Origin of the sequence: Paraburkholderia tropica, from assembly GCF_014171495.1 — a bacterium.
GTDB classification, from domain to species: Bacteria; Pseudomonadota; Gammaproteobacteria; order Burkholderiales; family Burkholderiaceae; genus Paraburkholderia; species Paraburkholderia tropica.
In genome coordinates this window covers 249,582-273,490 of the sequence record NZ_CP049134.1, presented here as the reverse complement: position 1 = coordinate 273,490, position 23,909 = coordinate 249,582, and the positions used below count along the sequence as shown (strand labels likewise).

Sequence of the window (23,909 nt, the reverse complement as noted above, 5' to 3'; positions counted from 1 at the left end):
AGCCCGCTACGGGCCGCCCTTCGATGCCGCCGCCGCCCGCTTCGACGTCCCCTTCGACGTCTCTTGAGTCGCCCGCCTCGCGACGCGCCGCTTGCCGGACCCAGGGTTCGAACCCATCCCGGGCCCTGCCGCGCGTCTGCCAGAGCGTGCGAGCGCGTTGGTCGCGGCTCGCCCACTTCGTGCTGCCCAATCCGTGCCCATTATGCGGCAATTTGACGCGAGGCAGTGTCAGCGTGTCCGGGGCGTCCAGCGCGCGCGGCCTGCTGTGCGAAGGCTGCGATGCCGCGTACTGGAACGAGGCGCGGCTGCGTTGCGCTGTGTGCGCGCTGCCGCTCGCGAGCGCGCGGCGCGGGATGCAGCGGCGGGATGGCGCGGAGGCGGAACGCGGCCGTCATCGCTGCGAGACGTGCCTGAAAACACCGCCCGCCTTCGATGCGACGCTCGCGCTCGCCGACTATCGTGCGCCGCTCGACGGTCTCGCGCGCGGGCTCAAGTTCCGCGCGCGGCTCGCGCTGGGCGAGGAATTCGCGCGGCGGCTCGCGCTGGCCACCGAAGATTGGCTCGATGCTGCGGAGTCCGCCGCGAATGGCGAAACCGACGTGCCCGATCTGATCGTGCCCGTGCCGCTTTCGCGCGAGCGCCTGATCGAACGCGGCTACAACCAGGCGTGGCTGATCGCGAAACCGCTGGCGCGCGCGCTCGGCACGCGCGCCGACGCCACGCTGCTGCGCCGCACGCTGCACACGGCGCCGCAATCGAAGCTCGACCGCGAAACGCGCCGCCGCAACGTGGGCCGGGCGTTCGCGTTGAGGCGCACCGATCTGCGCGGCCTGCACCTGGGCGTGGTCGACGACGTCATGACCTCGGGCGCGACGCTCGACGCCCTCGCCCGCACCCTCAAGGCTGCGGGCGCGCGGCGCGTGACGAATTTCGTCGCGCTTCGCACGCCGAAGGACTGAGCGCCGCGCGCTTTTTTATCGTTTTTATCGTCTTTTCACGAGTTTCATCATCATGTTCAACGTCGTTCTCGTCGAACCGGAAATTCCGCCGAACACCGGTAACGTCATTCGCCTGTGCGCGAACACGGGCGCCCGGCTGCATTTGATCGAGCCGCTCGGCTTTCCGCTCGACGACACGAAGATGCGCCGCGCGGGCCTCGACTATCACGAATACGCGCAGATGCACGTGCACGCCAACTGGGACGCGTTCGTCGCCAAGGAGACGCCCGATCCGTCGCGCATGTTCGCGTTCACCACGCGCGGCTCGGGGCGCTTTCACGATCACGCGTTCCTGCCGGGCGACTGGTTCGTGTTCGGTGCGGAAACGCGCGGCCTGCCCGACGGCGTGCTGGAGCGCTTCGCGCCCGAACAGCGCGTGCGCCTGCCGATGCGGCCCGGCAATCGCAGCCTGAATCTGTCGAATACGGTCGCGGTCGTGGTGTTCGAAGCGTGGCGTCAGGCCGGTTTCGAGGGCGGGGAATAAGGGCGGATTGACGGTGAAGCGTGCTCATCGGGCACGCAGTTCGCGCTCGTAACGCGCGAGCATCGCCTCGTCGAAGCACGCGAAGATCACGCGTTCGAGCGCCGGATACGCGGGCAAGGTGTCGATGACGGTTGCGAACGCGATGCTCACCGCTTCGTCGGGCGGGAATCGGTACACGCCGCAGCTGATGGCGGGAAACGCGATGCTGCGCACGTTCGCCTCGCGCGCGACTTCAAGCGAGCGCCGGTAACACGAGGCCAGCAGGAACGCCTCGTCGTGCGCGCCGCCGTTCCAGACCGGACCAACGGTGTGAATCACGTGTTTTGCGGGAAGCCGGTAGCCGGCGGTGAGTTTGGCGTCGCCGGTCGGACAGCCGTGCAGCGGCTCGCACTCGCGCAGCAGGCCGGGGCCGGCCGCGCGATGGATCGCGCCGTCCACGCCGCCGCCGCCGAGCAGCGAGGTGTTCGCGGCGTTCACGATGGCGTCGACGGCGAGCGTCGTGATGTCCACGACTCGCGCCTCGATGCGGCATTCTCCGAGGGTGAGCATGACGGTCCTCCTTGCGCGCTTGTGCGCAACCTCGCGCAACCTCGCACCCTCACGGCGAAGGCGCGCCGTGGCCGCGCGGGACTATTCCGCCTTCGCGTCGCGCCTGAGCAGGGCGCTCACGGCGTCGCGCGGCGCCACGCCGTCGAACAGCACGGCGCATACCGCCTCGGTGATCGGCATGTCGATCTGATGCGCGCGCGCGATCGCCAGCACGGCGCGCGCGCAGCGCACGCCTTCGGCCACGTGGCCGAGCGCGCCGAGGATGTCGTCGAGCGTGCGCCCGCTCGCCAGCTGCTTGCCGACGGTGCGGTTGCGCGACAGGTCGCCGGTGGCGGTAAGGATGAGGTCGCCGAGGCCCGTGAGACCCGTAAAGGTCTCCGCGCGGCCGCCGAGCGTCACGCCCAGACGCGTCATTTCCGCGAGACCGCGCGTGATGAGCGCGGCGCGTGCGTTCAGGCCGAGGCCGAGTCCGTCCGAGATGCCGGTGGCGATGGCAAGCACGTTCTTGACCGCGCCGCCCACTTCCACGCCGACGACGTCGTCGCCGGTATAGATGCGCATCGCACGGTGATGGAATGCGGCGAGCGTGCGCTCGCGGCAGTCGGCCGACGCACTCGCGACCGTGAGCGCGACGGGCAGACCCTCGCCCACTTCGCGCGCGAAACTCGGGCCGGACAGCACGCCATTGCTCGCGTGGTCGGGCAATTCCGCCGCGACGACCTGATGCGGCATCAACTGCGAGTCGGCTTCGAAGCCTTTGCAAAGCCACACGAAATGCGCGGGCACGCGGCCCATGTCGCGCATCGTGCGCAGCATGTCGCGCAGGCCCGCCACGGGTGTGCCGAGCACGACCAGATCCGCTTCGCCCGCGCCGTAGTCGAGCGCGGCAGCGAGATCGGTTTCGTACTGGAGAGATTCAGGCAGCGAGACGCCCGCCAGATAGCGGGCGTTCTCGTGCGTTTTACGCAGGGCGTCGACGAGCGCGCCATCGCGCGCCCACAACACCGTGTCATGCGCCTGGGCCAGATGGCCCGCCAGCGCGGTGCCCCACGCTCCGGCGCCGAGAACGGCGACTTTCATTCCGATACTCCGCACCGGTTGGTTCGATCAGCGATCAAAAAACGATCAATGCGTGGCGTTGCTGGCGCCGTCCTGCTGCTGCGCGATCTGCTGCAGGCGTTGCTCGTAGAGCGCCTGGAAGTTGATCTCGGCGAGGTGGATCGGCGGGAAGCCCGCACGCGTGATCGCGTCGGCGATGTTCGAGCGCAGATACGGGAACAGGATGGTCGGGCAAGCGATGCCGACGAGCGGATCGACCTGTTCCGCCGGGATGTTGCGGATGTCGAAAATGCCGGCTTGCTTGGCTTCGATCAGGAACGCAACCTTGTCCTTGACCTTGGCGGTGACCGTGCCGGTGACGAGGATCTCGAACACCGATTCCGCGAGGCGTTCGGCCTTGACGTCGACTTCCACTTCAACCGACGGCATGTCCTGCTCAAGGAAGATGGCCGGCGAGTTCGGCTGCTCGAGCGACAGGTCCTTGAGGTAAATGCGCTGGATGTTGAAGAACGGCTGGTTATTCTCGTCAGACATGGTGTTTGGCTTCCTGATTAAATGAACTGCGGCTGCACAGTATCGCAAGGTCTCGCAATGAGGCGAGTCCGCGCGACGCAGCCGCACTGAGCAGCAACAAACGACAACACGCCCGCGCGAACCTTTCCGGCTCGCGCGGGCGAAACCTGGGGCGCTGTTACCGCGCCCGAGCCGCCCTTGCCAGGCGGCGAATGCATCGGACCGACGCGCGGTCCGATGCGCAGCCCGAAACTCAGGCCGCGGCTTCGAGCAGCGGCATCAGGCCGCCTGCACGGTCGAGCGCGGAGAGGTCATCGTAACCGCCCACATGCGTCTCGCCGATATAGACCTGCGGCACCGTGCGACGGCCGGTACGCGTCATCATTTCTTCACGACGCGCCGGATCCCGGTCGATCAGCACTTTCTCGATGTGTTCGACGCCGCGCGACTTTAAAAGACGTTCGGCCATCTGGCAATACGGGCACACCTGGGTGCTGTACATGACCACTTTGTTCACTTCGAACCTCCTTGTTTCACGACCGGCATACCGGCCTGCTGCCAGGCGTTCACGCCGCCGTCCAGCACGTGGACTTCGGCAAAACCGGCTTCCTTCACAAGGCTCGCGGCCTTGTTCGAGTGCTGGCCCGTCTGGCAGACCAGCAGCACCGGGTTGCTCTTGTTCTTCACGAACTGGCCGATCTTGCCCTGCAGCTCGCTCATCGGCAGATGGCGGGCGGCGGGCAGATGGCCCTTCGCGAATTCGTCGGCCGAACGCACGTCGATCACCACCGCGTTGCGGCGGTTGATCATCTGCGTGGCTTCGGCGGCCGATACGCCGCCGCGGCCGCCGCGTTTGAGCGTCGGCCACAGGAGCAACCCTCCTGAGATGAGGACGATCGCGATGAGAACAAGGTTGATGTAATTGGTGAAGAACGTCACGGAGGGGCCGCCGGGAAAAAGAGAAATCGTGGGAAATCGAGTTCGGACAATCCGCTCATTATAAAATAACCGTTTGTCGCAGGGTTGACGCCCCCCAGCCCGGGCGCACAACCCGATGGACCGGGCCGCCCTGGCTTGCTGGCTGTTCCCGTCCCCGATTACCGCTTCTTCACTACCGACCGGCATCCTCATGTACAAACTCGTACTCATCCGCCACGGCGAATCGACGTGGAACAAGGAAAACCGCTTCACCGGCTGGGTGGACGTCGACCTGACCGAACAGGGCAATCGCGAGGCCCAGCAGGCCGGCCAGCTCCTCAAGGCATCCGGCTATGCGTTCGACATCGCCTACACGTCGGTGCTCAAGCGCGCGATCCGCACGCTCTGGCACGTCCAGGACCAGATGGACCAGATGTACCTCCCGGTCGTCCACTCGTGGCGTCTGAACGAGCGTCATTACGGCGCGCTTTCGGGCCTGAACAAGGCGGAAACGGCTGCGAAGTACGGCGACGAACAGGTGCTCGTCTGGCGCCGCAGCTACGACACGCCGCCGCCCGCGCTCGATCCGTCGGACGACCGCACGGCCTACAACGACCCGCGCTACGCCAAGGTGCCGCGCGAGCAACTGCCGCTGACCGAGTGCCTGAAGGACACGGTCGCGCGCGTGCTGCCGCTGTGGAACGAGTCGATCGCGCCGGCCATCAAGTCGGGCAAGAACGTCGTGATCGCCGCGCACGGCAACTCGATCCGCGCGCTCGTGAAGTATCTGGACGGCATTTCGGACAGCGACATCGTCGGCCTGAACATTCCGAACGGCGTGCCGCTCGTCTATGAGCTCGACGAGAACCTCAAGCCCATCACGCATTACTACCTCGGCGACGCCGAGGCCATCGCGCAGGCTCAGGCCGCCGTCGCGAACCAGGGCAAGAAAGCGGGCTGATCCACGCCTCGCTTCGCTCACGCATGACTCTCGCCGGCGCCCGCTCCTTTCGAGCGGGCGCCGGCGGTTTACGCCCAGGCCGGCTGAAGCTGTCGACTCAAGCTCGCATGCCGACTTCGCCTCCGCCGTGTCCGCCCCGCGCTGCGTTATCTCCTGCATCGCCGCTCACGTCATCCCTTGCGCCATCCTTTCGCGCGAGCTACGTGCCGCCATCGTCTTTGCGCACGCTCGCGCGCCAGGCTGACAGCGCCGCCAGCTTCCCGCCAGTTCGCCGCCACACCCGCGTCCAGTCTGCCTCCGAGGCGCAATTCACGGCACAATTCACGGCACGCGGCTTGCGAACCCGGCCGCAGCGCGGTTGTCGAACACGCAACGTTCGGCTGGCCGCGCGCTTCGATTCATGCCCGTTCATCCCTCGAACCCGACGCTGAACGCGCCTTGTACACAGACGCGGCAACTGTGCAGTTATACTTGTCCGTCGCTTTTCCATTAGACGCTGCCACGCGCCTATTTTTCACGCGCCTCGACCGCACGCAACAAACTCTATGCGAAAGAACCTGAAAAACATCGGCCTGATCGCCGCTGGCCTCGCGACCGGCGTATTTGCCACCCTGCAGATTTCCGCCTCGGCGCAGCAGACCCAGCAGACCGTGATCGAGCCGCTGCCGCTCGACCAGCTGCGGCTCTTCGCCGAAGTCTTCGGTCAGATCAAGCATGAGTACGTCACGCCGGTCGACGACAAGAAGCTCCTCACCGCCGCCATCAAGGGCATGGTGTCGAGTCTCGACCCGCATTCGTCGTATCTCGACAAGACCGACTACCAGGAACTCCAGGAACAGACCAAGGGCCGCTTCGCGGGCCTCGGCATCGAGATCTCCTCGGAAGACGGCCTGATCAAGGTGATCTCGCCCATCGAAGACACGCCCGCGTTCCGCGCCGGCATCCGTCCGGGCGACCTCATCACGCGTATCAACGACAAGCCCGTGCGCGGCATGACGCTCGACCAGGCCGTCAAGCAGATGCGCGGCGATCCGGGCACGAAGGTCACGCTCACGATCTTCCGCAAGACCGACGACCGCACCTTCCCGCTCACCATCACGCGCGCCATCATCAAGGTGCAGAGCGTGAAGTCCAAGATCCTGCAGCCGGGTTACGCGTACATCCGCATCACGAGCTTCCAGGAACGCACCACGCCTGACCTCGCAGCCAAGCTGCAGGACATCGCGCGTCAGGAGCCGAACCTGAAGGGCCTCATCCTCGATCTGCGCAACAACGGCGGCGGTCTGCTGCAGAGCGCGGTCGGCGTGGCGGGCGCGTTCCTGCCGGCCGACTCGGTCGTCGTCTCGACCAACGGCCAGATTCCGGACTCGAAGCAGGTCTATCGCGACAACTACGAGAACTACCGCCTGCCGTCGTTCGACGGCGACCCGCTCAAGGGCGAGGCGGCCGAGTTCAAGACCGTGCCGATGATCGTGCTGACCAACGCCTACTCGGCGTCGGCGTCGGAAATCGTCGCGGGCGCGCTGCAGGACCAGAAGCGTGCGCTCATCATCGGCAAGACGACCTTCGGCAAGGGCTCGGTGCAAACCGTGCGTCCGATGACGGCCGACACGGCGCTGCGTCTGACCACGGCGTACTACTACACGCCGAGCGGCCGTTCGATCCAGAACAAGGGCATCCGTCCTGACGTCGCGGTCGATCAGTACGCGGACGGCGATCCGGACGACGCACTCGTTACGCGCGAAGTGGACTATCAGAACCACCTGGCCAACACGCAGGATCCGGACGAGAAGAAGGAGCAGGACGTGCGCGAGCAGGAGCGCATGGACATGCTGCGTCAGCTCGAAGAGCAGAACGACAAGAAGACGCCGGAACAGCGCCAGAAGGATCGCGAGCGCAAGCCGGTCGAATTCGGTTCGACTGACGACTTCATGCTCCAGCAGGCGCTGAACAAGCTTCAGGGCAAGCCGGTGGTCGAATCGAAGTCGCCGATGGAACGCCGCATGGCGCAGCAGAAGCCGCCCACCTCGGCTTCGGCGCCCATCGCCGTGAAGCCGGGCGCGCTGATCATGGCGCCGGGCGCGTCGGCTCCGGCCGCTGCATCGGCGCCCGCGCCGGCGTCGGCTCCCGCGAAGTAAGCTGCATCTGCCTCACCCGCTCCGGGGGCCGCGTTAGCACCACCACGCGCGCCCCGGAGCGAAGCTCCCGCCGCCGGTACAATACGAACTTCGCGACTTTCGCGAATCCGTATTTCCGGCGCGCGTCTCACGGTCTTCTGTCCATCGCGCGCCTCGCACCGTGCGCCCCGCGATGAACGACGACCAACTCCTCCGCTATTCCCGCCATATCCTCGTCGACGAGATCGGCATCGAGGCGCAGCAGCGCTTTCTCGACGCGCATGCACTCGTGATCGGCGCGGGCGGCCTCGGCTCGCCGGCGGCGATGTATCTCGCGGCGTCGGGCTTGGGCACGCTCACGCTCGTCGACAACGACACGGTCGATCTCACCAATCTGCAGCGGCAGATCATGCACGAGACGGCGTCGGTGGGCCGCGCCAAGGTCGAGTCGGGCCGCGACGCCATCGCGCGCCTGAATCCGGAAGTGACGGTCAACGCCGTGCAGGCGCGCATCGACGACGCCTGGCTCGACGAGCAGGTGCCGAAGATGAGCGTGGTGCTCGATTGCACCGACAACTTCGCCACGCGCCACGCGATCAACCGCGCCTGCGTGAAGCATGGCGTGCCGCTCGTCTCGGGCGCGGCGCTGCGCTTCGACGGCCAGATCAGCACCTTCGATTTCCGCCGCGAAGACTCGCCCTGCTACGCCTGCGTGTTCCCCGAGGATCAACCGTTCGAGGAAGTCGCGTGCTCGACGATGGGCGTGTTCGCGCCGACGGTCGGCATCATCGGCGCGATGCAGGCCGCGGAAGCGCTGCGCGTGGTCGGAGAGATCGGCACGCCGCTCGTCGGCCGGCTGATGATGCTCGATTCGCTGCGCATGGAGTGGAACACGATGCGCATCGCGCGCCAGCCCGATTGCCCCGTCTGCGGCGAACGGCACGTGTGAGCGCGCCAACAAAAAAGCCCCGGCATGCCGGGGCTTTTTTGCTTTTGAAGCACGAGGAGTACGGGAAGCCCGAGAAGCAAAACCGCGCAAATCACGCCTGCGCAAGACGCACCAACGCCGCCTGCAACTCTTCGGGCTCATAGGCGGCCAGCACATCGGCGACCGGCTTTTCGAGCGCCTTCAACTGCGAGCGCAGGATCTCCTGCTTCACCACCAGCAACTGGCTCGGATGCATCGAGAACTCCGTGAGCCCCATGCCGAGCAGCAGTCGCGTGAGCTGCGGATCGCCCGCCATCTCGCCGCACACGGAGACCGGCACGCCCGCGCGCTTCGCTTCGCGCAGCGTGTGCGCGATCAGTTGCAGCACCGCCGGATGCAGCGGGTCGTAGAGGTCGGCCACGGCGTTGTCGGCGCGGTCGATCGCGAGTGTGTACTGAATCAGATCGTTGGTGCCGATCGAGAGGAAATCGAGCCGGCGCAGGAACATCGGCAAGGCCAGCGCCGCCGCCGGAATCTCGATCATCGCGCCCACCTGGATGTTCGAGTCGTAGGCGAGGCCCGCGTCGTCGAGCTGACGCCGCGCCTCGCGGATCAGGTCGAGCGTCTGGTCGATCTGCTGCGCGTGCGCGAGCATCGGAATCAGGATCTTCACGTTGCCGAACGCCGAGGCGCGCAGGATCGCGCGCAACTGCGTGAGGAACATCTGCGGCTCGGACAGGCTCCAGCGGATCGCACGCAGCCCCAGCGCCGGGTTCGCGGCGGTCTCGTAGCCGTCGGCGCCGGTGAGCGCATCGAGCGGCTTGTCCGCGCCCACGTCGATTGTGCGGATGGTCACGGGCAGCCCGTTCATCAGCTCGGCCGCGCGCTTGTAGGCCTCGAACTGCTCGTCCTCCTCCGGCAACTGGTCCTTGTGATTCATGAACAGGAACTCGGTGCGGAACAGACCCACGCCGGTCGCGCCCGAATCGAGCGCCGCCTGGGCGTCCTCGGGCAGCTCGATGTTCGCGCTGAGCTGGATGCGCGTGCCGCACAGCGTCTGCGTGGGCGAGAACTTCAGGCGCTGCAGCTTGCGGCGCTCGAGCGCCATCTCGCTCTGACGATAGGTGTACTCCTCGAGCACGATGGGCGCGGGATCGACGATCACCACGCCATGATCGCCATCGACGATGATGAGATCGTCCTGGCGAATCAGCGCGCTCGCCTGCTGCACGCCGACCGCCGCCGGAATGCCCAGGCTGCGCGCGACGATCGCCGTATGCGAGGTGCGGCCGCCCAGATCGGTGACGAAGCCCTGGAAGGTTTGGCCCTTGAACTGCAGCATGTCGGCGGGCGCGATGTCGTGCGCGACCACGATCATCTCGTCGCAACTGCCGTGCAGCGGCGTGGGCGACGCGCCCGCGAGCGCCTTGAGCACGCGCTCGACCACCTGCTCGATGTCGGCCTTGCGTTCGCGCAGGTATTCGTCCTCGACTTCGTCGAAGTGGCGCGTGAGGCGTTCGAGCTGCTCGGTGAGCGCCCACTCGACGTTGAAGCGGCGCGTGCGGATGAGGTCCATGGTTTCCTGCACGAGCATCACGTCGTTCAGGATCATGAGATGTACGCCGATGAACGCGCCCATTTCGCTGGGCGCGTCGGCGGCGAGGTCGGCGCGCAAGGTGTCCAGCTCCTGCTCGACGCGCTTGAGCGCGGCCCGGAAGCGCTCGATTTCGGCTTCGATCTGCGACAGCTCGACCAGATAGTGATCGACGTCGAGCGCGGCCGGAGCGATCAAATACGCCCGCCCGATGGCAATACCGCGCGATACGGGAATTCCATGCAGCGTGAACGGCACGCGCACCTCCTCTGGTTATGTGATGCCGCGGCAAACCGCTGCAATGCGCACTCTCTGACCCCGCCCGTCATTATAAATTCCGCTGCGTGCCGATGTTTCCCGGCGACACGCGTTTTGCAGCGCGGCAAGTCTTCGCGGTGCGGGGCGTGTCCTCGTATGTCGTCCGGCTTGCGCCGATCTTTAGGTCTTGCAAGACACCGTAAGCGAATACCGCGTCGAGCAAATGAAAACGCCGCGTCGAGACGCGGCGTCGGGAGGCTAACAGCGGCCGTGCTTCACTGGCCTTCGCCGAACTTGTCGGCGATGAGCTTGAGCAGCGCGCTCATGGCGTCCTGCTCGTCGGGGCCTTCCGTTTCGATCAGCACCGTGCTGCCGATGCCCGCGGCCAGCATCATCACGCCCATGATGCTCTTGGCATTGATGCGGCGGCCGTTGCGGCTCATCCAGATTTCCGACTGATAGTTGCCGGCCAGTTGCGTCAGCTTCGCCGACGCGCGCGCATGCAGGCCGAGTTTGTTCACGATGGTCGTTTCTTGTTGCAGCATAGGTCGATCCAGACGCAGGGTAGTTGGAGTGATGCGGTGAGATTGTGCGACGCCGTGGCCCGGCGTGCTCGCTGCGCGGCCCGCGCCGCGCGCGATGCTGCGGCGCAGCGAGCCGCGCCGCCGTAATTCGACGGGCGGGCTCAGGCCGCGCCGGCGGGTTTGAGCGCGCCGGCGAGGCGGCTTGCGACGTCCGCGCAGTCGGCTTCGGCCAGCACGGGTGCGGTCTTCGCACCGAGCACGCTCGCGCCGACGGGCTTCGAGGCCATGCCCGCGGCCGCGTCGGAGGCCGCTTCCGCGCACGGTGTGGGCGCGCAGCCGCAGTCGTTGACGGGTTGCGGCGTGCTCGGGCCGATCGGCTGCACGCCTTTGCTCGCGCCCGCCAGCGCCTTTTCGACGAGCGTGTCGAGCGGCGTCGCGCGGTAACAGACCGCACGCACCAGCATCGGCAGATTCACGCCCGCCAGCACGCGCACCTGCGGCAACGTCGCGAGACGCGCGGCGATGTTCGAAGGCGTGGCGCCGAACATGTCGGTGAGCACGAGCGCGCCGTTTTCCTCGCGCAGGCGCTCGATTTCGGCGTTGGCCTGGGCGACCACCTCGGCGGGGTCGCTGTCGGGCAACACGTCGAGCGCACCGATGCGCGCCGGACAACCGCCGTAAATATGGGCAATGCACTCGCGCAGCGCGGTGGCGAGCGGTGCGTGGGCGATGATGAGAATCCCTGCCATGTCAGCTTGACTGCAATAAACGGCTTCGGATGATGCTGGCGCCGACCGGTGGCCAGCCGTGGGCCATCAGGGTCGGAACGTGCTCGGGCGCGCTTCTGGCGATGCAACACGCGCGGTCCGGATACGAACTCGCGGCATTGTAGCAGGGTCATTTTCGCGCAGACCATGCGGTTTTGCTCGCGTTTTTCATTCCGCACGCATCAACCGCACAATCAGGCATGCGCAGTTTTTGTGCCCTGCAGCAGCGCCGCACGCGCCCTCATCTGTCAGATGCCGGCGCGGCGCCGGGAATCAAGCGCCTCGCTGTCGCGTTCGAGCAACCCCTCGACACGCGGCAGGAAACCGTCAAAGCGCGCTCATTCAGGCCGCGGCGCGCTCCAGCGCGTCGATGAACATCGCGGCCACGTCGAAGCCGGTCTGCTCCATGATTTCGCGGAAGCAGGTCGGGCTCGTGACGTTCACTTCAGTGAGCCAGTCGCCGATCGCATCGAGCCCCACCAGCAGCAGCCCGCGCGCGGCCAGCGTCGGCCCGAGCGCTTTGGCGATCTCCATGTCGTGCGCCGTGAGCGGCTGCGCGCGGCCCAGACCGCCCGCGGCCAGATTGCCGCGCACCTCGTTGCCTTGCGGAATGCGCGCGAGCGAGTACGGCACCGGTTCGCCGCCGATCAGCAGGATGCGCTTGTCGCCGTCCTTGATTTCGGGGATGAACTTCTGCGCCATCACGCTGCGGCGGCCGTCCTCGCTCAGCATCTCGATGATCGAGCCGAGGTTCATGCCGTCGGCCTTCACGCGGAACACGCCCATGCCGCCCATGCCGTCGAGCGGCTTGAGGATCACGTCCTGATGTTCGTCGTGGAATTTGCGCAGGCGCACGGCGTCGCGCGTCACCAGCGTGGGCGCGACGAACTGCGGAAATTCGCCGATCGCGAGCTTTTCCGAGTGATCGCGGATCGCCTGCGGCTTGTTGAAGATCTTCGCGCCCGCGCGCTCGGCCATTTCCAGCAGCCACGTCGACGTGACGTACTCCATGTCGAACGGCGGATCCTTGCGCATCAGCACCGCGCCGAACTCCGTGAGCGCGCGCGTGGCGTCCGTGGCCGTGAACCACGGCGCGCGATGCAGGTCCGCCGTATCGCCGACGATCTCGACGCGCCGCACGTCGGCTTCCACGCGCCCGTTCACCCAGGCGAGCTGCTGCGGCTCGCACGCATAGAGCGTGTGGCCGCGCTTCGCGGCCTCGGCCATCATCGCGTAGGTCGAATCCTTGTAGATCTTGAACCGCTCGAGCGGATCGGCGATGAAGAGAATGTCCATGTCGTCCCTGCTGTATCCGTGCTGTTATGACGGCTGCGCCCGCACAGGGCGGGCGCAGCGTCGTGTTATCGGTCGTGTCGGGCGCGGGTGAGCGCCGCTATCGTCAGACCTGGATGGCTTCCGGATCGGTCTTTTCCAGCTCCACCGATGCCGCCAGCAACCCGAGGCGCGCGACCACGCCATACATGTAAAAGCGGTTCGGCGGCGCCGCGCCCGGCTTCGCGCGCGTGTCGGGCAGCGCCGTGTGCTCGAAGCCCAGCGGCACGAAGTGCATGCCCGGCGCGTTCAGGTTCTGGTCGCGCTCGCGGCTGCCGTGCGCGCGGTAGAAACCGCCCACCACGTAGCGGTCGATCATGTAGACGACCGGCTCGGCCACCTCGTCGCCGATGTGCTCGAAGGTGTAGACGCCTTCCTGCACGATCACGTCGTGCACCTCGAGCCCGTCCTTCGTGGCCGACATCTTCGCACGTTCGCGCTTGGTGAGCGCGGCGACCTCCGAGGCGTCGTGCACCGTCATCACGCCGCGGCCGTCGGTGCCCGCGTCGGACTTGATCACCACGTAGGGCTTTTCGGTGATGCCGTACTCGCGGTACTTCTTCGCGATCTTCTTGAGCACCGCGTCGATCGCGGTGGCCAGTTGCTCCTCGCCCGTGCGCGCCTCGAAGTCGACGCCTTCCACGTGTGCGAAGTACGGATTGATCATCCACGGATCGACGCCCACCATCTTCGCGAACTTCTTCGCGACGTCGTCGTAGCACGAGAAGTGCGTCGATTTGCGGCGCACCGCCCAGCCCGCGTGCAGCGGCGGCAGCAGATATTGCTCGTGCAGGTTCTCCAGCACGGGCGGAATGCCGCCTGACAGATCGTTGTTCAGAAGAATCGAACACGGGTCGAAGTTCTTCAGGCCGAGACGGCGCTGCGAGCGTTCGAGCGGCTCCAGCACGATCTTCTGGCCGTCCGCCAGCGAGATCGTGACCGGCCCGGCGATGGTTTCGTCGAGCGTGCCGAAGCGCACGTTCAGGCCCGCCTGACGCATGATCGTGGCGAGCCGCGCGACGTTCTCCAGATAGAACGCGTTGCGCGTGTGCTGCTCGGGAATCACGAGCAGATTCTTGGCGTCCGGGCAGATCTTCTCGATGGCGGCCATGGCGGCCTGCACGGCGAGCGGCAGCACCTCCTGCGGCAGGCAGTTGAAGGCGCCCGGGAACAGATTGGTGTCGACCGGCGCGAGCTTGAAGCCGGCGTTGCGCAGGTCCACCGAACAGTAGAACGGCGGCGTGTGCTCCTGCCATTCGAGGCGGAACCAGCGCTCGATGGCCGGCGTCGCGTCGAGGATGCGCTGCTCCAGTTCGAGGAGCGGGCCATTCAACGCCGTGACCAGATGCGGGACCATATGGAATTACTCGCGGACGAAAGCTTATTGGATTGTAGGGAAACCGGTGGTCTATCTGGGGACGATTGCGCCGGATGCAAGGCACTTTCCCCTTACACCTTATAGGGTTACTCGCGGCTTGCTCGCGGATCGCGCGTCACCCGGCGACTCGCCGGCCATCCCTGCATCCCTGGTGGATATCCATTCTGGACCGCGTGCGCCGTCGCGCGCAATGGAGTCCCACGAAATGAAGGGACACTTTTCGGCGCCAAGCCGACGCCCTTTCTGCGCATTTCCCCGCGTTTCCCCGCATTTCCGCCCACTTCGGCGCATTGCTCCCTGCACGCAGCTAACACGCGCGACGCGACTTTATTCCCGCGCCATGCGAGGCGCAAACGCAAGGCGCGAACGCAAGCCCGGCGCCCGCGCTCCGCGACAGCGCCCGCAGAAAAAGAAAGGGCCCGCCATGAAGACGGGCCCAAGTCGCTGTGCTCCAGTACTACCTGTACTGCCCTACAACCTCAAACCATGCATCGAAACATGGATCGAACGTTATTCCACACGCTCGCCGTGCAGGATGACGTCGAGACCTTCGCGCTCTTCTTCTTCCGTGACGCGCAGGCCCATCACCATGTCGATGACCTTCAGCAGGACGAAGCTGACCACGCCGCTGTAGATCAGGGTCGTCGCAACACCCTTGATCTGGAGGATCACGCTGCCGTCGGCGCCGCCGATGTCCTTGACCGCGAACACGCCGGTCAGGATCGCGCCGATGATGCCGCCGATGCCGTGCACGCCGAATGCGTCGAGCGAGTCGTCATAGCCGAACTTGTGCTTGAGCCACGTCGCCGACCAGAAGCAGACCACGCCTGCCACCACGCCGATCACGATCGAACCCATCACGCCGACGAAGCCCGAAGCCGGCGTCACCGCGACCAGACCGGCCACTGCGCCCGAAGCGATGCCGAGCACCGAAGGCTTGCCCTTGGCGATCCACTCCGCGAACATCCAGCCGAGCGCCGCGCATGCCGTGGCGATCTGCGTCGTGAGCATCGCGAAACCGGCACGGCCGTCAGCCGCCACTGCTGAACCCGCGTTGAAGCCGAACCAGCCCACCCACAGCATGGCCGCGCCCATCAGCGTGAGCACGAGGTTGTGCGGCGCCATCACTTCGCGGCCATAGCCGACACGCTTGCCGAGCACGAGGCAGCACACGAGACCGGCCACACCGGCGTTGATGTGCACCACCGTGCCGCCTGCGAAGTCGAGGATGCCGGCGCTGGCGAGCCAGCCGGTCGGTTCCCAGACCATGTGAGCGATCGGCGCGTAGACGATGATCGACCAGAGCGACATGAACACCAGCATCGCCGAGAACTTCATGCGGTCCGCGAACGCACCGGTGATGAGCGCCGGGGTGATGATCGCAAACGTCATCTGGAACACGAAGTACACGCTTTCCGGGATGGTCGGCGCGAGGTGGCTGACCGTCAGCGTCGTCGCCTTGTCGCCCTTGATGTAGTTCATGCCTTCAAGGAACACGCGCGAGAAGCCGCCGATGAACGAGTTGCCCGGCGTGAACGCCAGCGAGTAACCGATCACCGTCCAGATCACCGTGACGACGCAGGTGATGGCGAAGCTCTGCATGAGCGTCGCGAGCACGTTCTTCTTGCGGACCATGCCGCCGTAGAACAGCGCGAGACCCGGGATCGTCATGAACAGCACGAGCGCCGTGGAAGTCAGCATCCAGGCGGTGTCGCCCGAGTTGATCTTCGACGAATCGACCGAGAACGGCGCGGTCGGTGCGGCGGGTGCCGCGTCGGCGGCCGAAGCGGCGGCGGGCGCGCTTGCGGCGGCGCCGGATGCCGCGTCGGCGGCGGGTGCGGAGGCGGCGGGCGCTGCTGCAGCCGCCGAAGCGTCAGGCGCAGCGGAAGCTGCGGGGGCCGACGCCGCGGCCGGCGCCGAAGCGTCGTCCGCGAGGGCGGCGCCGATGCCGCCGGCGAGCAGCGAGCCGGCCATCAGCAGGGACATCAAAAGTTTGCGCATCTCGGTTTCCTCTTGTCTCTCTCGTCTATCGACTATCGCGTGTGCTGCTGTTGATCAGAGCGCGTCGGCGCCGGTTTCACCGGTGCGGATGCGGATGACCTGTTCGATGGGGGTGACGAAAATCTTGCCGTCGCCGATCTTGCCCGTGCGGGCGGCGCGCTCGAGCGCTTCGATCGCCTGGTCGACGATGTCGTCGGACACGGCGGCCTCGATCTTCACCTTGGGCAGAAAGTCGACGACGTACTCCGCACCGCGATACAGCTCGGTGTGACCCTTCTGACGGCCGAAGCCTTTCACTTCGGTGACCGTAATCCCCGAGACACCGATGGCCGAGAGGGCCTCGCGCGCCTCATCGAGCTTGAACGGCTTGATGATTGCTGTAATCAGTTTCATGTAGTCCTCGCTGTAGTTGCTTCATCCCGTGTTTATTTCTGCAACGGGCGCCTGCGGTGCGGGTCTCGCCCCGCTGGCGCACCGCGAGCCAGCCGTTTTTCGGTGCGCGGGACGGTATTAGCAACACCCGTGCCAATTTGATCGATCGCACGTTCTGACGGAGTTCGATGCAGGATTGGTCTATCCCGTGGACAATGCGCGTCTCGCGTGCGCAAGCTCGCGCGAAGGCGCTTTTCGCCGCGTCCCGATTCGCCCGAAAGCCGCGCCAAAGCGGGTCCAGGCGCGGCGCGGGCTCGGCCGAGGCAGCGCCTGGCCGGACGGCTAACGTGGGGCCCGCGCGGTGGCGGCGGCCTGGGATCGTTGCTAGAGTGTTCTCAGGCCTCGCGTGATCGCGCAGGCATGCAGGCGCCGCGCAAAGCCGCCTCGGCGCGTGCTTGCGGGCCGCGTGAAGGCGCGCGGCAGGCAGGGCGAAGGCACGCGGAGGATGCACCGCGCGCGCCACGCACCAGATGCGCACACGGGTATCGCCCGACTTGCGGGTTTCGCACCAAGATCGGTCACGACCCAAAGCGAGGCACAGTCGAAACGAAACTTGCACACATTTTGTGCAACGAAGGGGAAGCGAATGAAACAACCGAACGATGTATTCAACGACATTCAGTCGAAGGTCAGCGACCTGCTGAAGAACTCGCCCGCGCGCGACGTCGAGCGCAACGTGCGCGCGATGCTCTCGCAGGGCTTCTCGAAGCTCGAACTCGTCACGCGTGAGGAATTCGACGCGCAGGCGCAAGTGCTCGCCCGCACGCGCGCACGCCTCGAAGAACTCGAACGCCGCGTGGCCGAACTCGAACAGAAGCTGCCGGTCACTGGCCAGTCGTCCTGAACAATTCTGTCGTTGCTTAAAGCAACTTAAGGCAAGCGAGCCGTAACGGTTTCGAAAAGGAACCGTAAAGGGGCACGCGCCTCACCAGCCTGGCGCATGGGCCGCGCGCGACCTCCACGTCGCGCGTGCGCCGCGCGTGTGCCGTCTCCCGGAGATCCCCATGTCGCTTGCCGTGGTGCGCAGCCGCGCGCCGGCTGCTGGCCGCGCGCCCGACGTTACCGTCGAAGTCCATCTCGCCAACGGCTTGCCGTCGTTCTCCATCGTCGGCCTGCCCGATCTCGAAGTGCGTGAAAGCCGCGAGCGCGTGCGCGCCGCGCTCAGCAATTGCGGCTTCGATTTTCCCGTGCGCCGCATCACCGTGAATCTCGCGCCCGCCGATCTGCCCAAGGAATCGGGGCGCTTCGACCTGCCGATCGCGCTTGGCATCCTCGCGGCAAGCGGACAGATTCCCGCCGCTGCGCTCACCGACTGGCGCGAGTTCGCGGGCGAGCTATCGCTGACCGGCGCGGTGCGGCCCATGCGCGGGGCGTTCGCGATGGCGTGCGGCACGGCGCGCGCGCACGCGCACTCACATAGCGCGGCCGCCGAAGCGCACGACCGGACTGACGCCGATCTCCACCCGTCGTGCGCACCGCGCACGCCCCAGCTCTATCTCCCCGCCGACAACGCCGCAGAAGCCGCGCTCGTGCCCGATGTCGATGTCTACGCGGTCACCGACCTGCGCGCGCTGTGCGCGCATCTCGCGGGCGCGGAAGACGCGCGCCTCGCGCCCGTGCGCGCCCGCGCCCTCGACACCGCGGCGGCCGGCGCCCTGCCCGACATGGCCGACGTGATCGGCCAGCGCGGCGCCCGGCGCGCGCTCGAAGTGGCAGCCGCGGGCGGCCATCACCTGCTTAATTTATGGCCAATTAAACCCGGCTCTGACCCAACAAAGCTCCCAATTTTTGGTGTCTGTTGGATTCGCAATCCTTCAAGCAGTTGGGCGCCGACCTTTCACAAGTTCGGTTGATGCAAGACTAGCTCCCGATCAGTCTCTGATAGAATTTGCCGACATTTTCTGCTCCGGAAAAACTTACAGTAACAAGAGGGATGCAGTTGGCGGACAATCTGAAAGCTACCCGAGAGATCGCGGAACTCCTCCGCGAAGCCACGAGCCTATTTGTTGTAAGCAATTTCCTCAAGGCGCACAGCGTTGCGTCGTCCGCTGGGACATGGGACGACATGATCAACAAGCGCCTGATTCCGAGGGTGGAGGACGGCACTCTCACTAATGCGGACCTACTGAACCTGTTGCGCTCAGTAGAAGAATGCGGTCGGCAGCACGTATTCCTCTACTTTTGCCCCAAAGCCCGCGCGCAGGAACTGATCGATCGCAAACGAGTACTGCAAGCTGCAAAGAGCAAAGGTCTCGTTCAACTTCTCTCGGAACCACTCGCGCTGTCGAAACCGGCCCAACCGCAATTGGTAGACATTCGTTGGGAGACTGCGAAGATTGATCTCAGCCTTACGGTTAAAGAGGTCGAAACAAGAACGTATCAGAAGTACGTCGGAACGAAGCCGTACGGAGACGAACTGCATAAGATCTATGCGCGTGTACAGGAACGTGCGATCAATCTAGCCAAACTGCATCATGATGGGCTGTTAGAGATCCGCATCGCGGCTCATTCGAACAGCACGAAATATGAACTAGACGTCGCTCGATTTTGGAACCACATCTCCGCGTTTTTGCCGAGACATGACTTCACCGAGTTGTCGCTCTCCACCGCAAAAGATAGATTGTGGTCGGAGCGAAAAGAGCTATCTGAGACAATTCGGTACACCGATTCCACGATCCGGAACGAAGCGGGGAATCTACTGAAAGGCGCTACGGGAAGTCTGGCAAGCGACCTGCTTGCGGACACTGCGGTAAGCGAAAGCTTGGACTATCTGCTGGAACACGACGATGCTGCGTATTGTGACGGTGCTAACATTTGGTTCAGGGAAACCGCTGGCCTGTCGGCTGATATCCACGTTCTCCTTGGCGGAGAGGTGAATGAGTTCGCACTACCAGCGAACTGTACCGAGGAGGACTATCGGTATGTTGTTGATCGACTTCGGAGCCTTAATCGAAGAGTTTCCGGAGGAAGCTGAAAGCCTTCGGCGGCTAGCTGTCCTTTTCGGTTCCGAAGACCAAGCGCCTCGCACGAAGGAATTGACGGTACAGCGCGTCTTCGACGTCGCTCGTCCGTCTTCTCAACGCGTACTTCTGAAAATGCTCCACAGGCTGGTTCAGCAAGGAGCACTCGAAAAGATCATACGAGTCGAGTCTGACGCCTTAGGCGGAATCGGTGATTTCCCTTCTGTATCTGACGTGCCACACGTAATGTTTGATCCGCGCATTGGGCATGAAATCGAGGTGCGCCCTGACCAATTGCGCCTGATGTATAGGTTCAAACCTACGCAAGAGGCCCACTAGAGTGAGTTCGCCTCTCTTGCCACAAATCCTTTCCCAGCTGCAAGCCATACCCGCTGATCAGCGCCTTGGTTATATCCAAGCGAAACTCGCTGAAATACCTGACGAAGAGGAGCGGAGCCTTATCGAGGCTGGCGTGCTGCTAGGAATGCACGCCGGGACGTCAGCCCCTCGCGAACACGTCGTCGTTCTCGTTCATGGCATCCGAACTTACGCCGAATGGCAGGAAAGGCTTGCAGCGCATCTAACCGAAGCCGGATTCCAGCACGTCTATCCCATTGGATACGGTTTTTTTGATGCTTTAAGGTTTCTTAGTCCGTTTTTCACGCGACAGCAACCTATCGATCGCGTAACAAGAGAAATCAGGACGATCAAGGCAAAACATGGAGACGTCGATGTTTCTGTTGTAGCTCATAGCTTCGGAACGTATGTCATGTCGAAGATATTTGACGACGCAACAGACCTCCGCTTCCACCGGGTCGTGCTATGTGGCTCGATTGTTCCGACGAAATATCGTTGGGACAAAGTCAGCGATCGCATTCATGGCACCGTCATCAACGACGTTGGCACGCGGGATTATTGGCCGGTCATTGCGTCCAAGGCGTCTTGGGGCTACGGTGCCAGCGGAACCTTCGGTTTTAAAACCGCAACAGTAAAAGATCGCTTCCATGACTGCGGACACAGCGAATTTTTCTCGGACGACCTCATGAGTCGGTTCTGGGTTCCACTACTGCAAGATGGGCAACTAGTACCATCCGCCTGGACGCGAACGCGTCCACGTGCCCATTCGCTGCTATCAATGCTTTCGTGGCTCCCCGTCAAAACATTCGCCGCTGCGGCAATCGTTCTGCGCGCAACGTCACTATTTGTTCATCGCGCGCTCTGGTAGCGTTCGTCATGGTCAAACGAAAGTTTTTTTCGAACAATGTGAACGCTTGCCGAATTCGCTGTTCGGCAAGATCACGGCCTACTGTCAGCTACTTGTAAAACCACTGACGACCTGCTTGATAACGCCCATGAGTATTTCGCGTTTTTCGAGCGTCAACCCGTCAAGCATTTCTGCAATTCGCTGCGCCTGATCCAACTTCCTGTTGGACGCCTCTGCGATAAGCGTTTCCAGTTCGCAATCGAATATTTCGGCAAGCTCTGCCAACCGGACTACCGATGGAACGGCCACGCCAGTCTCAATACGGGACACAGCTTCTCGGCTGATACCCAACGCTTCGGCAACCGCTTCCTGCGACAGCCCTACCTCCCCTCGTCTCAACGCTATAGCCCGTCCCACTGCCTTCACCAAAGCGTTCTTCTGCTGCTCGTTCATATGTGACCTTTTACGCACGGACGTAATAGTCACGGTCGGGCTAAAGAATTCCCATGAATTGCCGAATTACATTGTGATGTTTAACATCACATACATATAATTTTTGCCAATCTGATGGGATGACCACCCATGCTTGCCATCAGGCTCGAAATACCATAACCCATTGATTCTTAGGCAAAAAACAATGTACGAATCCCAAAACGCTAGATAGTATGGAACTGTCGATTTGACAAATTCATTCGGATAAAACTATGAGCGTGAAGACGGAAGTCAAGGGATCGGGTGCGGGCGAAACGGTTGCGGCGCAGGCAGGCGGCGCAGACGAAGCGAAAAACAGCACTGCGGGGGTAGAGAAGAAGGAGAAACCGGCACGGAAGACGGAAGCGACGGACACGCCCGAGAAGTTCAAGGCCACGCTGGCCGAACTCGATGAGCAACGCACGGCATTGGCGAAATCGGCCATCGAGCAGTTGAAGCCCGGTCGACCGTTCGATCCGGCAGTGGTTCGCCAGATCAACAAGATCGAGACGAAGAAGAACCGCCTGATCGTGTCGCGATTCGCCTCGCTGCTTCGGAAGAACAATCCGGCGGTTCAGGCCATCGTTCACCAGATCATCGAAATCTGAACGCCACCGTGCTGATGAACAACCGGGCGCATTCCGATGCGCTCGCAAATCAAATTCGCGTCATGTCATCTTCGGCATGACGCATCGGGGCGTTGCGTTCGCTCACATAGTCGGAGCGCAACGAAATAGAAGCAGCAATACCAACAGATAACAAGGTCAACAAATGACGTTGAAGGTTGCAAGAACAATCGCTATCGGGGTAAGCGCAGTCCTGATTTCGGCATGTGGAGGCGGAGGCGGTGGTTCGGCATCGACGGCTTCCGCTCCTAGCACGGCCTCGGCACCGACTACGGCTTCCGCTCCCACCACTGCATCGGCACCTACGGCGGCAACACCTATTCCGGTTCAGGCATCGTCGTATCTGAACAAGATGGCTGCCGCCGCTGCAATCGGTCCGCAGCCGCTTCCGTCGGAAGTCACTCAAGGTAACGCCGTTGCATTCGGTGACTTCTTTCAGGATGGCACGTATTCGATGGTCACGGCGACTTGCGCCGACACGAATTGCGGTGGCCCCGGTGGAAACGGAACGATCCACTTCTACAAGCTGATCAGCGGACAATGGGTCGATCACACGTCCGATATCCTGTCCGACAATACCGGCTGCGACCACCCGCGCAAAGCAATCGTCGCCGACTTCAACGGCTCCGGCAAACCCGGCGTATTCTTCGCGTGTCACGGCGTGGATTCGGCACCGTTTGCAGGCGAACAACCTCGCATTCTGTTGCCGCAAGCAAACGGCAAGTACACGAACACGTTGCTCCCGTTCACCGGCTATTTCCACAGCGCTTCTGCTGCCGATTTCAACGGCAAGGGATACGCCGACATCGTGGTGGCCGATCCGAGCGTCAACAAATCGCCGTACTTTCTCGTGAATAACGGCGACGGCACGTTCACCGCCGACAAATCGGTTCGACTACCGGCCACCATGCTTCCGTATGATCCGACGACGGGTGCGGCGCAGGACAACTGCATCTCCGCTGGCTGCTCCGCCGAAATCGACACGGCCGAACTGATCGATTTCAGCGGCACCGGCAAGTTCGATCTGTTCCTTGGTGGACGCTCTCTCGATCCCGAGGGCATCGGCAACTGGATTCCGACGATCTTCCACAACCAAGGGAACAACACGTATTCGCAAAGCAACGTGACCACGCTGCCGTACAGCACGACGTATCAAACGGCGCTCGATATCGTCTACACGAACAACTCCATCTATCTGACGAACGTACAAAGCATGCCGAACGGCTCTGCATCGATTTATGGCTACAGCGACATCGAGAAGAACAGCGGCACCAACTTCCAGACGAACGCAACGCTCTGGAATGGAACGGCACCGTTCGCGAATTCGATGACGTGGATTAACTGGATCATTCCGTATCAGGGAAAGATCGACGCGATGAACTCGACGTACAACGTCTCGGTCTCGCAGTAAACGCAAAAACGACGCCGCTGGATCGGCGGCGTCGCATCAATGATCACTCATTCATGAAAACAGCCAATTTCCTGATCGGCGTCGTGTTGCTCGCCGGATCGACTTGTGCTTCCGCTCAAGCCGATAATCCGGCGAAGCAGTGGAAGCGTGCCGCCAACGAAGCAAACAATGTATTCCTCGCTGGCCGCAAGGTCTACGACAGCGGGAACGCGCCTCCGACCTGTGCATCCGCGCTCAAACAACAGTTCGAACTTGGTCAGAAGGTCGAAGCTGAACTCAATACCGCACTGAAAGTCGTCAATGGAATGGGCGGTATGCAGAACCCGAACGCCAAAGCGTACTTCGCGGACACGCTTCGCACCGCGAGCAGCGAAGTCGTTGCACTCGATTCGAACACGATATCCAGTTGCGGACTGTAACGGCG

23 protein-coding genes and 2 pseudogenes are annotated in these 23,909 nt (G+C 63.7%); 12 read left to right on the top strand and 13 right to left on the bottom strand.

From position 1 onward, the window contains the following. The first annotated feature begins 125 nt into the window (after positions 1-125). Together G5S35_RS01270 and trmL are read left to right on the top strand one after the other, a co-directional pair. A complete protein-coding gene (locus G5S35_RS01270; protein WP_183038793.1) occupies positions 126-959 on the top strand; it encodes a ComF family protein in 834 nt (277 codons plus the stop codon). A 52-nt stretch (positions 960-1,011) separates the two neighbouring features. Next, complete coding sequence (gene trmL, locus G5S35_RS01265; protein WP_110325345.1) at positions 1,012-1,482, top strand: tRNA (uridine(34)/cytosine(34)/5-carboxymethylaminomethyluridine(34)-2'-O)-methyltransferase TrmL; 471 nt, start codon at positions 1,012-1,014, stop codon at positions 1,480-1,482. Positions 1,483-1,506: 24 nt separating this feature from the next. Here trmL and G5S35_RS01260 read toward each other — a convergent pair whose 3' ends face one another. The 5 genes from G5S35_RS01260 to G5S35_RS01240 form a co-directional block, all read right to left on the bottom strand. Beyond that, positions 1,507-2,031, bottom strand: a complete 525-nt coding sequence (locus G5S35_RS01260; protein WP_065062123.1) for an O-acetyl-ADP-ribose deacetylase — start codon at positions 2,029-2,031, stop codon at positions 1,507-1,509. A gap of 81 nt (positions 2,032-2,112) precedes the next feature. After that, a complete protein-coding gene (locus G5S35_RS01255) occupies positions 2,113-3,111 on the bottom strand; it encodes an NAD(P)H-dependent glycerol-3-phosphate dehydrogenase (RefSeq protein WP_065062121.1) in 999 nt (332 codons plus the stop codon). Positions 3,112-3,156: 45 nt separating this feature from the next. Next, entirely contained in the window at positions 3,157-3,624 is a 468-nt protein-coding gene (gene secB, locus G5S35_RS01250; protein ID WP_065062119.1) for a protein-export chaperone SecB, read from the bottom strand. A gap of 232 nt (positions 3,625-3,856) precedes the next feature. Next, positions 3,857-4,120 carry a glutaredoxin 3 gene (gene grxC, locus G5S35_RS01245; RefSeq protein ID WP_065062117.1) on the bottom strand — a complete coding sequence of 88 codons (264 nt, stop codon included), beginning with the start codon at positions 4,118-4,120 and terminating at the stop codon, positions 3,857-3,859. Beyond that, complete coding sequence (locus G5S35_RS01240; protein WP_065062115.1) at positions 4,117-4,542, bottom strand: rhodanese-like domain-containing protein; 426 nt, start codon at positions 4,540-4,542, stop codon at positions 4,117-4,119. The genes grxC and G5S35_RS01240 overlap by 4 nt, the downstream gene beginning before the upstream one ends. A 190-nt stretch (positions 4,543-4,732) precedes the next feature. On the opposite strand from G5S35_RS01240, the gene gpmA reads away from it, so the two are divergent. From gpmA to G5S35_RS01225, 3 genes are all read left to right on the top strand, one after another. Further along, positions 4,733-5,482, top strand: coding sequence for a 2,3-diphosphoglycerate-dependent phosphoglycerate mutase (gpmA, locus tag G5S35_RS01235; protein ID WP_065062113.1), 750 nt, complete (start codon positions 4,733-4,735; stop codon positions 5,480-5,482). A 545-nt stretch (positions 5,483-6,027) separates the two neighbouring features. Further along, positions 6,028-7,620, top strand: coding sequence for a S41 family peptidase (locus G5S35_RS01230; RefSeq protein WP_183038498.1), 1,593 nt, complete (start codon positions 6,028-6,030; stop codon positions 7,618-7,620). 172 nt (positions 7,621-7,792) lie between these two features. Beyond that, complete coding sequence (locus G5S35_RS01225) at positions 7,793-8,548, top strand: HesA/MoeB/ThiF family protein (protein ID WP_110325339.1); 756 nt, start codon at positions 7,793-7,795, stop codon at positions 8,546-8,548. Positions 8,549-8,639: 91 nt separating this feature from the next. Here G5S35_RS01225 and ptsP read toward each other — a convergent pair whose 3' ends face one another. From ptsP to G5S35_RS01190, 7 genes are all read right to left on the bottom strand, one after another. Continuing rightward, positions 8,640-10,379 (bottom strand): phosphoenolpyruvate--protein phosphotransferase, encoded by a 1,740-nt coding sequence (gene ptsP, locus G5S35_RS01220; RefSeq protein ID WP_065062329.1) that lies wholly within the window; start codon positions 10,377-10,379, stop codon positions 8,640-8,642. 275 nt (positions 10,380-10,654) lie between these two features. Then, positions 10,655-10,924 (bottom strand): HPr family phosphocarrier protein, encoded by a 270-nt coding sequence (locus tag G5S35_RS01215; protein ID WP_065062107.1) that lies wholly within the window; start codon positions 10,922-10,924, stop codon positions 10,655-10,657. Between the two features lie 140 nt (positions 10,925-11,064). Then, positions 11,065-11,652: a PTS sugar transporter subunit IIA gene (locus tag G5S35_RS01210; RefSeq protein ID WP_080180578.1), complete on the bottom strand. Its 588-nt coding sequence runs from the start codon at positions 11,650-11,652 to the stop codon at positions 11,065-11,067. Between the two features lie 360 nt (positions 11,653-12,012). Then, positions 12,013-12,966 carry a glutathione synthase gene (gshB, locus tag G5S35_RS01205; protein ID WP_065062105.1) on the bottom strand — a complete coding sequence of 318 codons (954 nt, stop codon included), beginning with the start codon at positions 12,964-12,966 and terminating at the stop codon, positions 12,013-12,015. A 103-nt stretch (positions 12,967-13,069) separates the two neighbouring features. Continuing rightward, positions 13,070-14,359, bottom strand: a complete 1,290-nt coding sequence (gshA, locus tag G5S35_RS01200; RefSeq protein WP_065062103.1) for a glutamate--cysteine ligase — start codon at positions 14,357-14,359, stop codon at positions 13,070-13,072. Positions 14,360-14,890: 531 nt separating this feature from the next. Continuing rightward, positions 14,891-16,381, bottom strand: a complete 1,491-nt coding sequence (locus G5S35_RS01195; RefSeq protein ID WP_065062101.1) for an ammonium transporter — start codon at positions 16,379-16,381, stop codon at positions 14,891-14,893. 54 nt (positions 16,382-16,435) lie between these two features. Continuing rightward, a complete protein-coding gene (locus G5S35_RS01190; protein WP_006048089.1) occupies positions 16,436-16,774 on the bottom strand; it encodes a P-II family nitrogen regulator in 339 nt (112 codons plus the stop codon). A 625-nt stretch (positions 16,775-17,399) separates the two neighbouring features. Here G5S35_RS01190 and G5S35_RS01185 point away from each other — a divergent pair. From G5S35_RS01185 to G5S35_RS01170, 4 genes and pseudogenes are all read left to right on the top strand, one after another. Continuing rightward, positions 17,400-17,657: an accessory factor UbiK family protein gene (locus tag G5S35_RS01185; protein ID WP_065062099.1), complete on the top strand. Its 258-nt coding sequence runs from the start codon at positions 17,400-17,402 to the stop codon at positions 17,655-17,657. A 160-nt stretch (positions 17,658-17,817) separates the two neighbouring features. Beyond that, positions 17,818-18,594, top strand: a pseudogene (locus G5S35_RS01180) (magnesium chelatase domain-containing protein); the annotation flags it as partial. 158 nt (positions 18,595-18,752) lie between these two features. Next, entirely contained in the window at positions 18,753-19,787 is a 1,035-nt protein-coding gene (locus G5S35_RS01175; RefSeq protein ID WP_183038497.1) for a hypothetical protein, read from the top strand. A gap of 326 nt (positions 19,788-20,113) precedes the next feature. Continuing rightward, the gene (locus tag G5S35_RS01170) at positions 20,114-20,998 is read left to right on the top strand and encodes an esterase/lipase family protein (RefSeq protein WP_183038496.1); all 885 of its coding nucleotides are present in this window, start codon (positions 20,114-20,116) and stop codon (positions 20,996-20,998) included. Between the two features lie 270 nt (positions 20,999-21,268). Here the strand turns inward: G5S35_RS01170 and G5S35_RS40245 are convergent. Next, positions 21,269-21,430, bottom strand: a pseudogene (locus tag G5S35_RS40245) (helix-turn-helix transcriptional regulator); the annotation flags it as partial. Between the two features lie 251 nt (positions 21,431-21,681). Between G5S35_RS40245 and G5S35_RS01160 the strand changes: the two are divergent. The 3 genes from G5S35_RS01160 to G5S35_RS01150 all read left to right on the top strand — a co-directional run bounded on the left by G5S35_RS01160 (position 21,682) and on the right by G5S35_RS01150 (position 23,904). After that, positions 21,682-22,056 carry a hypothetical protein gene (locus tag G5S35_RS01160; RefSeq protein ID WP_183038494.1) on the top strand — a complete coding sequence of 125 codons (375 nt, stop codon included), beginning with the start codon at positions 21,682-21,684 and terminating at the stop codon, positions 22,054-22,056. A gap of 472 nt (positions 22,057-22,528) precedes the next feature. Further along, positions 22,529-23,485 (top strand): FG-GAP repeat domain-containing protein, encoded by a 957-nt coding sequence (locus G5S35_RS01155; RefSeq protein WP_237181312.1) that lies wholly within the window; start codon positions 22,529-22,531, stop codon positions 23,483-23,485. A 53-nt stretch (positions 23,486-23,538) separates the two neighbouring features. Continuing rightward, on the top strand, positions 23,539-23,904 hold the full coding sequence (locus G5S35_RS01150; RefSeq protein WP_183038492.1) for a hypothetical protein: 366 nt from the start codon (positions 23,539-23,541) through the stop codon (positions 23,902-23,904). Positions 23,905-23,909: the final 5 nt, after the last annotated feature.

Excerpts from the sequence above, each read along its gene's own strand:
- trmL (WP_110325345.1), top strand. The coding sequence starts at position 1,012 with ATGTTCAACGTCGTTCTCGTCGAACCGGAAATTCCGCCGAACACCGGT.
- G5S35_RS01260 (WP_065062123.1), bottom strand. The coding sequence starts at position 2,031 with ATGCTCACCCTCGGAGAATGCCGCATCGAGGCGCGAGTCGTGGACATC.
- G5S35_RS01255 (WP_065062121.1), bottom strand. The coding sequence starts at position 3,111 with ATGAAAGTCGCCGTTCTCGGCGCCGGAGCGTGGGGCACCGCGCTGGCG.
- secB (WP_065062119.1), bottom strand. The coding sequence starts at position 3,624 with ATGTCTGACGAGAATAACCAGCCGTTCTTCAACATCCAGCGCATTTAC.
- gpmA (WP_065062113.1), top strand. The coding sequence starts at position 4,733 with ATGTACAAACTCGTACTCATCCGCCACGGCGAATCGACGTGGAACAAG.
- G5S35_RS01230 (WP_183038498.1), top strand. The coding sequence starts at position 6,028 with ATGCGAAAGAACCTGAAAAACATCGGCCTGATCGCCGCTGGCCTCGCG.
- G5S35_RS01225 (WP_110325339.1), top strand. The coding sequence starts at position 7,793 with ATGAACGACGACCAACTCCTCCGCTATTCCCGCCATATCCTCGTCGAC.
- G5S35_RS01215 (WP_065062107.1), bottom strand. The coding sequence starts at position 10,924 with ATGCTGCAACAAGAAACGACCATCGTGAACAAACTCGGCCTGCATGCG.
- G5S35_RS01210 (WP_080180578.1), bottom strand. The coding sequence starts at position 11,652 with ATGGCAGGGATTCTCATCATCGCCCACGCACCGCTCGCCACCGCGCTG.
- gshB (WP_065062105.1), bottom strand. The coding sequence starts at position 12,966 with ATGGACATTCTCTTCATCGCCGATCCGCTCGAGCGGTTCAAGATCTAC.
- gshA (WP_065062103.1), bottom strand. The coding sequence starts at position 14,359 with ATGGTCCCGCATCTGGTCACGGCGTTGAATGGCCCGCTCCTCGAACTG.
- G5S35_RS01195 (WP_065062101.1), bottom strand. The coding sequence starts at position 16,381 with ATGCGCAAACTTTTGATGTCCCTGCTGATGGCCGGCTCGCTGCTCGCC.
- G5S35_RS01190 (WP_006048089.1), bottom strand. The coding sequence starts at position 16,774 with ATGAAACTGATTACAGCAATCATCAAGCCGTTCAAGCTCGATGAGGCG.
- G5S35_RS01185 (WP_065062099.1), top strand. The coding sequence starts at position 17,400 with ATGAAACAACCGAACGATGTATTCAACGACATTCAGTCGAAGGTCAGC.
- G5S35_RS01160 (WP_183038494.1), top strand. The coding sequence starts at position 21,682 with ATGAGCGTGAAGACGGAAGTCAAGGGATCGGGTGCGGGCGAAACGGTT.
- G5S35_RS01155 (WP_237181312.1), top strand. The coding sequence starts at position 22,529 with ATGGTCACGGCGACTTGCGCCGACACGAATTGCGGTGGCCCCGGTGGA.
- G5S35_RS01150 (WP_183038492.1), top strand. The coding sequence starts at position 23,539 with ATGAAAACAGCCAATTTCCTGATCGGCGTCGTGTTGCTCGCCGGATCG.